Below are 11,840 nucleotides of genomic sequence, written 5' to 3'. Positions count from 1 at the left end.
ATAGGCAATCCGACGCGGCGCAAACAGTGGATAAAAAGGCCATTTGCTGGACTTTTGTAATGTCAGAGCAAAAATGCGATCCGCCTCATAACTTGTAGTTTCTCGGAATTTATAGAGGACAAACTGACTTGTGAGGGATATCTCACTTTGATGGTTACATTACATTTATCCAGTTTTTGGCAGATTTGTCAGATGGCAGGCTCAGGCGTTGCCCTTTTATCCTGTAGCGAGAAATCGTTATGGGAGATGAGGCTATGGCCCTGATTGTGGAATTTACCTGTGAGCTGCCCAATGGCGTACATGCGCGCCCGGCAAGTCACATAGAAACGCAGTGCAACACCTTTACTTCGCACATTGAGTGGCACAACCTGCGTACCGAACGTAGGGGTAACGCCAAGAGCGCATTGGCACTGATTGGCACCGATACTCTGGCGGGTGATAGCTGCCAGTTGCTGATTTCGGGTGCAGATGAACAGGCAGCCCACCAGCATTTAACCCAATGGTTACGTAATGAATTTCCACACTGCGATGCACCGCTAGCGGAAGCCAAAAGCAACGAGCTGGAGCCACTTCCTGCATCCCTCACCAATCTAAACCCACAGCTTTTTCGCGCTCGCACCGTCTGCAGCGGCAGTGCGGGAGGCGTTCTGAGTCTGCTCTCTTCGCTGGATCTCAACGCCCTTAACAATCTCCCATCCGCTAAAGATATTGAAACCGAGCAGGCGGCACTGGATAACGGCTTAACGCTGCTGATGAAGAATATTGCGTTTCGGTTACTCGACAGCGACGGCGCAACCAGTGCGATTCTGGAAGCACACCGCTCGCTGGCAAGCGACCTCTCACTGCGTCAGCACCTGCTCGCTGGAGTATCTCGCGGGTTAAGCTGCGCCCAGGCGATTGTCGAAAGTGCCGGACATTTTTGTGATGAATTCGCCCGCTCCAGCAGCAGTTATTTACAGGAACGTGCGCTGGATGTGCGCGATGTCTGCTTCCAGCTTCTGCAGCAAATTTATGGAGAGCAGCGTTTTCCTGCGCCGGGAAAACTAAGCCAGCCTACGGTCTGTATGGCGGACGAGCTCACACCGAGCCAGTTCCTCGAACTGGACAAAACATTGCTGAAAGGCTTGCTGTTAAAAAGCGGCGGTACCACTTCACACACGGTGATTCTCGCCCGGTCATTCAACATTCCTACGCTGGTTGGCGTGGATATTGAATCCTTAATGCCATGGCTGCAGCAAACGGTTTATATCGATGGTAACGCAGGAGCGGTCATTGTTGCCCCTGATGAATCCGTCGTACGTTACTACCAGCAGGAAACCCGTATCCAGGATGCCATTCGAGAACAACAACGTATCTGGCTGACCCAGGAGGCGCGCACGGGTGATGGCATCCGCATGGAAGTCGCCGCCAACATCGCCCATTCCGTGGAAGCGCAAGCAGCCTTTGGCAACGGTGCGGAAGCGGTTGGCCTGTTCCGCACGGAAATGCTGTATATGGACCGTACCTGCGCCCCGGATGAGAATGAGCTATACAACATTTTCTGCCAGGCGCTGGAGCCCGCGCAGGGACGCAGCATCATTGTGCGCACTATGGATATCGGCGGTGATAAACCCGTTGATTATCTGAATATTCCTGCCGAAGCCAACCCGTTCCTCGGTTATCGCGCGGTGCGTATCTATGAAGAATACGCCGCTTTGTTTACCACACAACTGCGATCGATCCTGCGCGCATCAGCGCACGGTAGCCTGAAAATCATGATCCCAATGATCTCCTCTATGGAAGAGATCCTGTGGGTCAAAGAGAAGCTGGCCGAAGCTAAACAGCAACTGCGTACTGAACACATCCCGTTTGATGAGAAGATCCCGCTCGGTATCATGCTGGAGGTTCCGTCGGTGATGTTCATCATCGATCAATGCTGCGAAGAAATTGATTTCTTTAGTATTGGCAGTAATGACCTGACGCAATACCTGCTGGCGGTCGACCGCGACAACGCCAAAGTTACCCGCCATTACAACAGCCTGAATCCAGCCTTCTTGCGTGCACTGGATTACGCCGTACAGGCGGTACATCGTCAGGGGAAATGGATTGGCCTGTGCGGCGAACTTGGCGCTAAAGGTTCAGTGCTACCGCTGCTTGTGGGACTGGGTCTGGACGAGATCAGCATGAGCGCTCCCTCCATTCCCGCCGCCAAAGCGCGGATGGCGCAACTTGACAGCCGCGCCTGCCGTCAGTTGCTGAATCAAGCAATGGCGTGTCGAACGTCGCTGGAGGTCGAACATCTGCTGGCCCAGTTCCGCATGACCCAACAGGATACCCCTCTGGTTACCGCCGAGTGCATCACGCTGGATAGCGACTGGCGTAGTAAAGAGGAGGTCATCAAAGGGATGACCGACAACCTCCTGCTGGCAGGTCGTTGCCGCTATCCGCGTAAACTGGAAGCCGATCTGTGGGCGCGCGAAGCGGTCTTCTCTACCGGATTAGGTTTTAGCTTCGCCATTCCGCACAGCAAATCAGAACATATTGAGCAGTCCACTATCAGCGTAGCGCGCCTGCAAGCGCCGGTACGTTGGGGTGATGATGATGCGCAATTCATTATTATGCTGACGCTCAACAAACACGCCGCGGGCGACCAGCATATGCGTATTTTCTCGCGTCTGGCACGGCGCATTATGCATGAAGAATTCCGTAACGCGCTGGTTAACGCCGCCTCTGCCGACGCTATCGCCAGCCTGCTGCAACATGAACTTGAACTTTAAAGAGGGTGTTTTTGTATGGAACTTTACCTTGATACCGCCAACGTCGCGGAAGTCGAACGTCTGGCACGCATCTTCCCTATCGCGGGTGTCACCACCAACCCAAGCATTGTGGCAGCAAGCAAAGAATCCATCTGGGATGTGCTGCCGCGCCTGCAAAACGCCATTGACGAAGAGGGCATTCTGTTTGCCCAAACCATGAGCCGCGACGCACAAGGCATGGTGGAGGAAGCCAAACGTCTGAGCAACGCGGTCCCCGGTCTGGTGGTAAAAATCCCGGTGACATCCGAAGGTCTGGCCGCGATCAAGATGCTGAAAAAAGAGGGTATCACCACGCTGGGAACCGCCGTGTACAGTGCCTCTCAGGGGCTGCTGGCAGCGCTGGCGGGGGCGAAATATATCGCGCCTTACGTTAACCGTATTGACGCGCAGGGCGGCGACGGAATTCGCACGGTACAAGAACTGCAAACATTACTGGAACTGCATGCGCCAAACAGCATGGTACTGGCAGCCAGCTTTAAAACCCCTCGTCAGGCGCTGGATTGCTTACTGGCAGGATGCGAAGCAATCACCCTGCCATTAGACGTAGCGCAACAAATGCTCAATACCCCTGCGGTAGAGTCAGCAGTAGAGAAGTTTGAACATGACTGGAACAATACATTTGGTCACATCAACCTGTGAGGGAAATAAAGTATGGATCGCATTATTCAATCACCTGGTAAGTACATCCAGGGTGCCGATGTTATTACCCGTCTTGGCAACTACCTCAAACCACTGGCAGAGCGCTGGCTGGTCGTTGGGGACAAGTTTGTCTTAGGCTTTGCCCAGGGCGCACTGGAAAAAAGTTTCCAGGATGCCGGACTGGCGCTGGAGATTGCACCGTTTGGCGGCGAGTGTTCACAAAACGAAATCGACCGTCTGCGCGGCGTGGCAGAAAAAGCGCAATGTGGCGCAGTACTTGGTATTGGCGGCGGTAAAACGCTGGATACCGCCAAAGCGCTGGCGCACTTTATGGGCGTGCCTGTCGCCATTGCGCCAACCATCGCCTCTACCGATGCACCGTGCAGCGCGCTGTCCGTTATTTACACCGATGCCGGTGAATTCGATCGCTATTTGCTGCTGCCCAATAACCCGGACAGGGTCATTGTTGATACCAAAATTGTCGCGGGCGCACCGGCGCGTCTGTTAGCCGCGGGCATCGGCGATGCGTTGGCGACCTGGTTCGAAGCGCGCGCCTGTTCACGCAGCGGCGCAACCACCATGGCGGGCGGTCAGTGCACTCAGGCGGCGCTGGCGCTGGCTGAGCTGTGCTTTAATACGCTGATAGAAGAAGGTGAAAAAGCGATGCTGGCCGCCGAGCAGCACGTGGTAACGCCTGCGCTGGAGCGCGTTATTGAAGCCAACACCTATCTGAGCGGCGTCGGTTTTGAAAGCGGCGGTCTGGCGGCGGCGCATGCCATCCATAACGGTCTGACGGCAATCCCGGATGCGCATCACTATTACCACGGCGAGAAAGTGGCTTTCGGCACGCTGACGCAACTGGTACTGGAAAACGCGCCGGTCGATGAAATTGAAACCGTTGCGGCGCTGTGTCATTCCGTTGGCCTGCCGATTACCCTGGCGCAACTGGACATCAAACAGGATATTCCGGCGAAAATGCGCATTGTGGCTGAAGCTGCCTGTGCCGAAGGCGAAACCATCCACAATATGCCTGGCGGCGCAACGCCGGACCAGGTGTATGCCGCCCTGCTGGTGGCTGACCAGTACGGTCAACGTTACCTGCAAGAGTGGGAATAACCGGCCAATAAAAATCCCCGCAATTGCGGGGATTTTTTTGTTCATACTATGCCGGACCCGCGCAAGCGACATCCGGCATGGTCTGTTACAGCAGATCGAAACGATCCAGGTTCATCACTTTCACCCATGCGGCAACGAAATCTCTCACGAACTTCTCGTGAGCATCGCTGCAGGCATAAACTTCAGCCACTGCGCGTAGTACAGAGTTAGAACCAAACACCAGATCGGCGCGAGTTGCGGTGTATTTTACTTCGCCGCTCGAACGGTCACGACCTTCAAACAGCTCTTGTGACTCATCAACCGCCTTCCACTCATGACGCATATCCAGCAGATTGACGAAGAAGTCAGTGCTGAGTACGCCAGGGCGATCGGTAAAGACGCCGTGCTGGCTACCATCAAAGTTGGTGCCCAGTACGCGCATACCGCCCAACAGCACGGTCATTTCCGGTGCGGTTAGCGTCAACTGCTGCGCTTTGTCGATCAGCAGCGACTCGGTGGTCGACACGTCAGGACGAGCGCGGTAGTTACGGAAACCATCGGCAATCGGCTCAAGCAGTTCAAACATCTCAATATCCGTTTGATCCTGACGCGCATCCACGCGACCCGGCGCAAAAGGTACCTTGATGCTGACGCCCGCAGCGCTAGCCGCCTGCTCGATACCGACAACACCGGCCAGCACGATAATATCGGCCAACGAGGCAGTGTGGGCAGACTTATAAATACCTTCCAGCACAGGCAGAACGCGTGCCGCGGTGGCATTCACATCCCAGCCGCGTTGTGGGTCCAGCGCCAGACGTGCACCGTTAGCGCCGCCACGTTTATCCCCGCCACGGAAAGTCGATGCCGAAGCCCACGCTACCGATACCAGTTCGCCCACGGACAGTCCGGAAGCAGCGATGGTCGCCTTCAGCTTCAGGATATCTTCTTCGCTTGGGTTGAAGAACGCATGCGGCAGCGGGTCTTGCCAAATCAGATCTTCTTTTGGCACTTCCGGGCCAATGTAACGCGATTTTGGCCCCATATCGCGGTGCGTCAGTTTAAACCACGCACGGGCAAACGCTTCGTTGAACGCTTGCGGATCGTTCAGGAAACGGCGAGAGATCTTTTCGAACTCAGGATCGAAACGCAGCGTCAGGTCGGTAACCAGCATCGTCGGCTTGCGTTTTTTCGACGGATCAAACGGATCGGGAATAATTTCTGGCGCGTCAACCGCTTCAAACTGAATCGCGCCTGCCGGACTGCGAGTCTGCACCCACTCATATTTGAACAGGTTCTCGAAGAAATAGTTGCTCCATTGGGTAGGCGTCTGCGTCCACACCACTTCCAGACCGGAAGTAATTGCATCCGCGCCCGCGCCACTACCGTAGCTGCTGGCCCAGCCCAGGCCCTGCGCTTCAATCGGTGCGGATTCTGGATCGGCGCCAACGTGCGATGCCGCTGCTGCGCCGTGGGTTTTGCCCAACGTATGACCGCCGCCAATCAGCGCCACGGTTTCTTCGTCGTTCATCCCCATGTTACCGAAGGTCGCGCGAATAGCCGCTGCCGCAGAAAGCGGTTCGCCGCTATGGTCCGGCCCTTCCGGGTTCACATAAATAAGGCCCATTTCGGTGGCGCCCAGCGGCGCTTTTGCCAGCTCTTCCGGGTGACGGTGAGTCAGCCAGGCTTTTTCATCACCCCAGTTTACGTCGAGATCCGGTTCCCAGACATCTTCACGACCGGCACCAAAGCCAAAGGTACGGAAACCTGAGTTTTCCAGCGCCACGTTACCCGCGAGGATAAACAGGTCGGCCCAGGAAATTTTCTGACCATATTTCTGCTTGATTGGCCACAGCAGACGACGTGCTTTATCAAGGCTGACGTTGTCCGGCCAGGAGTTCAGTGGTGCAAAACGCTGCTGTCCGCGACCCGCTCCACCGCGTCCATCGATAGAGCGATAGGTTCCCGCGCCGTGCCATGCCATGCGGATAAACAATCCGGCATAGGTTCCCCAGTCAGCGGGCCACCACGGTTGAGATTCGGACAGAAGGGCTCTGAGATCCCCTTTCAGGGCAGAATAGTCGAGTTTACTAAACTCTTTGCGGTAGTCGAAGTCCTCACCCAGCGGGTTCGAACGGTTGGAATGTTGGTTTAAAAGATCAACGCGGAGTTGATTTGGCCACCAGTCGCGGTTGTTCGTTCCTGCTCCCGCGCTCTGATCGTGACCGCCTTGATGAAAAGGACACTTACCGGCAGTTGATGCGTTTTGGCTATCGTCGGACATGCTCATCTATATGCTCCCTTTACAGTGTTCTGACTACGATATACACCACCAGAGATAAGATATAGTCGAAATAACCCACAGATTCGATAGCTAATTCCTTTTATATTTTAAGTTGCAGAGATGTAGATCAAAATGATCAACAAAAAGCCCTCCGTAGAGGGCTGGGGCATCTGTTTAGTTAGGTCTTACACCCAGTGTGTGACAAATAGCGTAGCTCATCTCGGCACGATTGAGGGTATAGAAGTGAAAATCCTTCACCCCTTCGCGACTGAGAATTTTCACCATGTCCATAGCGATATTCGCGCCCACCAGCTTGCGGGTTTCCGCGTCATCATCAAGACCATCAAACATGGTCGACATCCACGCAGGAATGCGGACGTTGGTCATGTCAGCAAATTTTTTCGCCTGCTTAAAGTTAGATACCGGCAGGATGCCCGGAATAATTTCCACATCGATTCCCGCAGACACGCAGCGATCGCGAAAGCGCAGATAGCTTTCTACATCGAAGAAAAACTGAGTGATCGCGCGGTTTGCACCGGCATCAACCTTACGCTTCAGGTTCAGCAAATCGGCCTGAGCGCTTTTCGCTTCCGGGTGCACTTCCGGGTAAGCCGCAACGGAGATATCGAAGTCTGCAACGTCTTTCAGCAGAGTCACCAGGTCGGAAGCATACATATCCGGTTTACCGCTTCCCGGCGGCAGGTCGCCGCGCAGGGCAACAATATGACGAATACCGTTATGCCAGTAGTCCTGAGCAATGGTACGCAGCTCATCACGGGTCGCATCAATGCATGTCAGGTGCGGGACCGCTTCAAGACCTGTGCGATCCTTAATGCCTTTAATAATGCTATGCGTACGGTCGCGCTCACCAGAGTTTGCACCGTAAGTAACTGAAACAAACTTCGGCTTCAGGCTGCTCAGGCGATCGATGGAGTTCCACAGGGTTTGCTCCATTTCACTGGTGCGCGGCGGGAAAAACTCAAACGAAACGTTAATCTGACCCTGCACTTCTGCCAGGCTCTGATTCAGGGCTTCCCGCTGGTTGGCGTGAAAAAAGCTCATACCTTACCTCATCAATCTTTTGTCGTTATATGTTGTGTTGTGAACTGCTATACGTTTAGACGTCTAGATGTAAAAATGACGGAAAAGCATGCTGGCGTCAACACAAAAATCATCGTTAAAGGTGAGGAATACTCAGCCAACGTGAAAAAAATTCACATCAGCTTGAAATGGTGAGGGATTGCGTCACGACCGTCTGTAGCCACTCTACTTTTGTTACGTTCTCAGGCAGCGTCGCTAACCCCATGCCAAGCCGCAATTCTGTATCAGTAAGCGGAAGGAAGATCACGCCCTGACGCTGGATAGCGGAAAAGGAGGCCGGAACCAGGCTCAGACCGTCACCCTGCGCGATCCGTGCCAGCAGCACGTCATGTTCCATCGGCTCCTCAATAAGGGCAGGAGAGTAACCGGCACGACGAAAAATGTGTCGAGTGTAATCAAAAAAAGCAGGGTTACGTTCACGTTTGAACCAGAACAGCGGTCGGTGGTTCAGCGACGTTAACGAGAGCGAAGGCAGAGCCGCCTCGGGCCAGAGCGTGGGTAAGGCGGCGATCATCGATTCTTGCCAGCCGAGCGGCGTGACGCTAAGACCCGAATTCTCAAGCGGTAGCGCCACCAGCGCTGCATCCAGTTTTCCCCGACGCACCTGACGCGCCAGTTCAGGCGAACCATGACGGACAATATGTAGCTTCTGTACACGCGTAGCAAGCTGCGACTCAAGCGCCGCAAAAACGCCCTGCTCAAACGCCGTACTTAGCCCTAAGCGCAGAAATTGCTCTCCCGTTTTCGCTATCTGACTCAACACCGTCCAGGTTTTATCCTGTAACGCCAATAGCGGGCGCACGATTTCAAGTACGCGTTGGCCGTCCTCCGTCAGCGCAAGTCCACGGGTATGACGGACAAAAAGCGTCACCCCCAGGCGCTCTTCAAGCTGGCGAATGTGGCGACTCAGCGGCGGCTGCGACATAAATAAACGCTGCGCCGCTCGACTCATGTTGTTCTCTTCCGCCACCACGGAAAAATAGCGTAGAAGGCGGATATCCAGAGAGTGCAAAGGCGATGTTGTCATACCGAAAAGGTATCACGGAAACGGTATTACCCCAATCATTCTGCGCGCTCTATCCTCATGCCATACACGAACTCACGAGGTGATTATCATGGATTCAGAACGCTATTTAACCGGTCAGAGAATGCTGCAACAGGTTGATGGAAAAGGGGGAGATGCGGTCGTCGATAGCCTGAAGGATATCGCGCCGGACTTCGCCCAATACCTGATTGAATTTCCTTTTGGCGACATCTATTCAAGGCCGGGGCTGGATTTACGCAGTAGAGAAATTGCCACCGTCGCCGCGCTCACCGCCATGGGTAACGCCGCACCGCAGCTTAAGGTACACATCGCCGCCGCGCTGCACGTTGGCTTAACGCAGGAAGAGATTATTGAAGTGATGATGCAGATGGCTGTTTATGCGGGATTCCCGGCAGCACTAAACGGCCTGTTCGCCGCAAAAGAGGTGTTTGCGGCGAACAGTAAGCGCTAACTACAGCAGTTGCGCCAGGCGGTTGATATCAGACTGAATCGCCCCGGCGGTCACATCGCGGCCCGCCCCCGGTCCGCGAATGACCAGCGGGTTATCACGATACCAACGGCTTTCAATGGCGAAGACGTTATCGCACGGCAGTAGTGCCGCCAGCGGGTGCTCAGGGCGTACCGCTTCAACGCCAACGCGTGCCTTACCGTTAGCGTCAAAACGCGCCACATAGCGTAGCACCAGTCCCATTTCACGTGCCGCTTCCAGGCGTTGCACCATCTGCTCGTTCAGCTCATCGCCATTTTCAAAGAAATGGTCAATAGAACCTGCTTCACAGTGTGCAGGCACCAGCGATTCTACGCGTACCTGATCCGGTTCGATGTCGTAACCCGCTTCACGCGCCAGAATCACCAGCTTGCGCATCACATCTTTGCCGGAAAGATCCACGCGCGGATCAGGTTCAGTCAGACCCTGCTGCCACGCCTGATCCACCAGATCGGTGAACGGGACCGTGCCATCAAATTGCAGGAACAACCACGACAACGTGCCGGAGAAGATCCCGCTGATCGACAGAATAGTATCTCCGCTATCAATCAGATCGCGCACGGTATGGTTGATCGGCAAGCCTGCGCCTACGGTGGCGTTATACAGCCAGTGGCGACCGGTTTTTTCAAAGGCGTCATGAATCTGGCGGTAATTATTACTGCTGCTCGCCCCCGCCAGCTTGTTGGCGCTGATAACGTGGAAGCCATGACTGGCGAAATCCAGATACTGCTCCGCCAACTGCTCGCTGGCAGTGACGTCCAGCACCACTAAATCATCATACGGGTGGGCGCGCATCCACAGGAACAATGACTCTTCATCCTGTTCTACCGCCTCGTCATCGAAGAAGGCCAATGCGCGGCTGGCATCCAGCCCTTCGTAATTCAGCAGGCTACGGCGACTATCAACCACTCCTGCCAGCACGAACTCTAATCCGGTACGCGCCGAGAGCGTGCTCTGCTCGCGGGCAAATAGCTCCAGCCAGCGCGACCCAATGTTACCTTTGCCGAACAGCACCAGACCAATGCGTTTTTCCGCGCGGAAGATTGACTGGTGCAGACCCTGAATCAGGCTCTCCGTTGGCCCGGTACGCAAGACGGCGACCAGGCTAATGCCCTCTTCCGACTGCCAGGTGAATTCGACCGGCTGACCTTTCAGCTGTTGCCAAAAGCGATGGCAGTGCAGCGGGTTACGGGTGACGCCCGCCCCAACCATCGCCACCAGCGCCAGCCCCTGGCGCAGACGCAGTTCGCCCGGCAGGCCAGCTTCATCCAGAATTTTCAATGCGCCATCAGCGACTTCGGAGGTATAGCAAAATTGCAGCAACTGGCGGTCAGGATGCACACCCACTGCCAGCGGACGCACCTGGGTGCGTTTTAAAATCTGATCGATTTCTTTATAGGCCAGTTTAAAGTCCTGGCCAGTGGGAACCTGAAACTCAATCAGGCAAACGTCGTCATGGCTGGTCACAATACGTGCCCCGGTACCGGAAGCCAGCACGCGTTCAATACGCGTCGATCCCTGCTCCGGCGTATAGCTACAACGCAACTGGAGATCGATATCGCTGCCGGAAACCGGCTGGAGGGTGCGGGCATGGAGAACCGGAGCCGCCAGACGCGCCAGCTCGCTGGCTTCATCCAGACGCAGCAGCGGCAGCAGACAGGCATCTTTTACTTTACGCGGATCCGCGCTGTAAACCCCGGCGACATCGCTCCAGATGGTTACGCGGGAAACCCCCGCCAACGCGCCAACCTGCGTCGCCGAGTAGTCGGAGCCGTTACGCCCCAGCAGTACCGTCTCACCGGCGTTGCTGCGGCTAATGAAACCGGTAACGACCAGGCGTTTGCCCGGATGCTGCGCCAGCAGTTGCTGCAGCAATGGGTAAGAAAGACCTTCATCCACCTGCGGCTGAGCGCCGCGCTCGGCACGTAAAAAATCGCGCGCATCCAGCCAGGCTGACTCCAGCCCCTGTTGGTTAAGGACGGCAGACATCAAACGCGCCGACCACACCTCGCCATGCCCGACGACTTCAGCATAGACGGCATCATTCACGCCGCTGTCGAGTAACCCAGCCAGACGCTCCAGATCGTGAATAAACGCGCCGATCAGCCCATCCGCCACCTCAGGAGGTAACAAACCGCTGATAAGCTCACTCTGATAGCGACGTAACGCCTGTTGAACCTGATGCGCAGACAGACGATCGGTCTGGCTTAATTTTAGCCAGCTAATCAACTGGTTAGTGGTACTGCCTGCGGCTGAAACAACCATCATGTCATCAGGCTGCGAGTACTCCGCCATAATGCCTGCGACACGCAGATAACATTTCACATCAGCCAGACTACTACCACCAAATTTGTGCAGTTGACGACCCTTCGTCCCTGCCTGCGCAATCACACTCAT

8 protein-coding genes are annotated in these 11,840 nt (G+C 55.2%); 4 read left to right on the top strand and 4 right to left on the bottom strand.

Annotated elements, in window-relative coordinates:
- Positions 1-254 precede the first annotated feature (254 nt).
- Genes ptsP through HV334_RS00945 form a run of 3 tightly spaced genes read left to right on the top strand, consistent with a single transcriptional unit; the run spans position 255 to position 4,550 of the window.
- Positions 255-2,756: a phosphoenolpyruvate--protein phosphotransferase gene (gene ptsP, locus HV334_RS00955; RefSeq protein ID WP_181221832.1), complete on the top strand. Its 2,502-nt coding sequence runs from the start codon at positions 255-257 to the stop codon at positions 2,754-2,756.
- A 15-nt stretch (positions 2,757-2,771) separates the two neighbouring features.
- The gene (fsa, locus tag HV334_RS00950) at positions 2,772-3,434 is read left to right on the top strand and encodes a fructose-6-phosphate aldolase (RefSeq protein WP_153689836.1); all 663 of its coding nucleotides are present in this window, start codon (positions 2,772-2,774) and stop codon (positions 3,432-3,434) included.
- A 12-nt stretch (positions 3,435-3,446) separates the two neighbouring features.
- The gene (locus HV334_RS00945; protein WP_016155275.1) at positions 3,447-4,550 is read left to right on the top strand and encodes a glycerol dehydrogenase; all 1,104 of its coding nucleotides are present in this window, start codon (positions 3,447-3,449) and stop codon (positions 4,548-4,550) included.
- An 85-nt stretch (positions 4,551-4,635) separates the two neighbouring features.
- Here HV334_RS00945 and katG read toward each other — a convergent pair whose 3' ends face one another.
- The 3 genes from katG to HV334_RS00930 all read right to left on the bottom strand — a co-directional run bounded on the left by katG (position 4,636) and on the right by HV334_RS00930 (position 8,938).
- Complete coding sequence (katG, locus tag HV334_RS00940; protein WP_181221067.1) at positions 4,636-6,816, bottom strand: catalase/peroxidase HPI; 2,181 nt, start codon at positions 6,814-6,816, stop codon at positions 4,636-4,638.
- 168 nt (positions 6,817-6,984) lie between these two features.
- Positions 6,985-7,872: a methylenetetrahydrofolate reductase gene (metF, locus tag HV334_RS00935; protein ID WP_016155273.1), complete on the bottom strand. Its 888-nt coding sequence runs from the start codon at positions 7,870-7,872 to the stop codon at positions 6,985-6,987.
- Positions 7,873-8,029: 157 nt separating this feature from the next.
- The gene (locus HV334_RS00930; RefSeq protein WP_181221066.1) at positions 8,030-8,938 is read right to left on the bottom strand and encodes a LysR family transcriptional regulator; all 909 of its coding nucleotides are present in this window, start codon (positions 8,936-8,938) and stop codon (positions 8,030-8,032) included.
- 88 nt (positions 8,939-9,026) lie between these two features.
- On the opposite strand from HV334_RS00930, the gene HV334_RS00925 reads away from it, so the two are divergent.
- Positions 9,027-9,407 carry a carboxymuconolactone decarboxylase family protein gene (locus HV334_RS00925; RefSeq protein ID WP_181221065.1) on the top strand — a complete coding sequence of 127 codons (381 nt, stop codon included), beginning with the start codon at positions 9,027-9,029 and terminating at the stop codon, positions 9,405-9,407.
- On the opposite strand, the gene metL is transcribed toward HV334_RS00925, so the two are convergent.
- The gene (metL, locus tag HV334_RS00920; RefSeq protein ID WP_016155268.1) at positions 9,408-11,840 is read right to left on the bottom strand and encodes a bifunctional aspartate kinase/homoserine dehydrogenase II; all 2,433 of its coding nucleotides are present in this window, start codon (positions 11,838-11,840) and stop codon (positions 9,408-9,410) included.

The sequence above is a fragment of the Citrobacter sp. RHBSTW-00944 genome, assembly GCF_013615435.1.
In the GTDB taxonomy this organism is placed as follows: domain Bacteria; phylum Pseudomonadota; class Gammaproteobacteria; order Enterobacterales; family Enterobacteriaceae; genus Citrobacter; species Citrobacter braakii.
Note: the sequence above shows the minus strand (reverse complement) of the source record. Positions and strands in the feature narration are given on the sequence as shown.

Bases quoted from the DNA above. Each gene is read 5' to 3' on its own strand.
- ptsP (WP_181221832.1), top strand. From the start codon at position 255: ATGGCCCTGATTGTGGAATTTACCTGTGAGCTGCCCAATGGCGTACAT.
- HV334_RS00945 (WP_016155275.1), top strand. From the start codon at position 3,447: ATGGATCGCATTATTCAATCACCTGGTAAGTACATCCAGGGTGCCGAT.
- metL (WP_016155268.1), bottom strand. From the start codon at position 11,840: ATGAGTGTGATTGCGCAGGCAGGGACGAAGGGTCGTCAACTGCACAAA.
- HV334_RS00930 (WP_181221066.1), bottom strand. From the start codon at position 8,938: ATGACAACATCGCCTTTGCACTCTCTGGATATCCGCCTTCTACGCTAT.
- fsa (WP_153689836.1), top strand. From the start codon at position 2,772: ATGGAACTTTACCTTGATACCGCCAACGTCGCGGAAGTCGAACGTCTG.
- HV334_RS00925 (WP_181221065.1), top strand. From the start codon at position 9,027: ATGGATTCAGAACGCTATTTAACCGGTCAGAGAATGCTGCAACAGGTT.
- katG (WP_181221067.1), bottom strand. From the start codon at position 6,816: ATGAGCATGTCCGACGATAGCCAAAACGCATCAACTGCCGGTAAGTGT.
- metF (WP_016155273.1), bottom strand. From the start codon at position 7,872: ATGAGCTTTTTTCACGCCAACCAGCGGGAAGCCCTGAATCAGAGCCTG.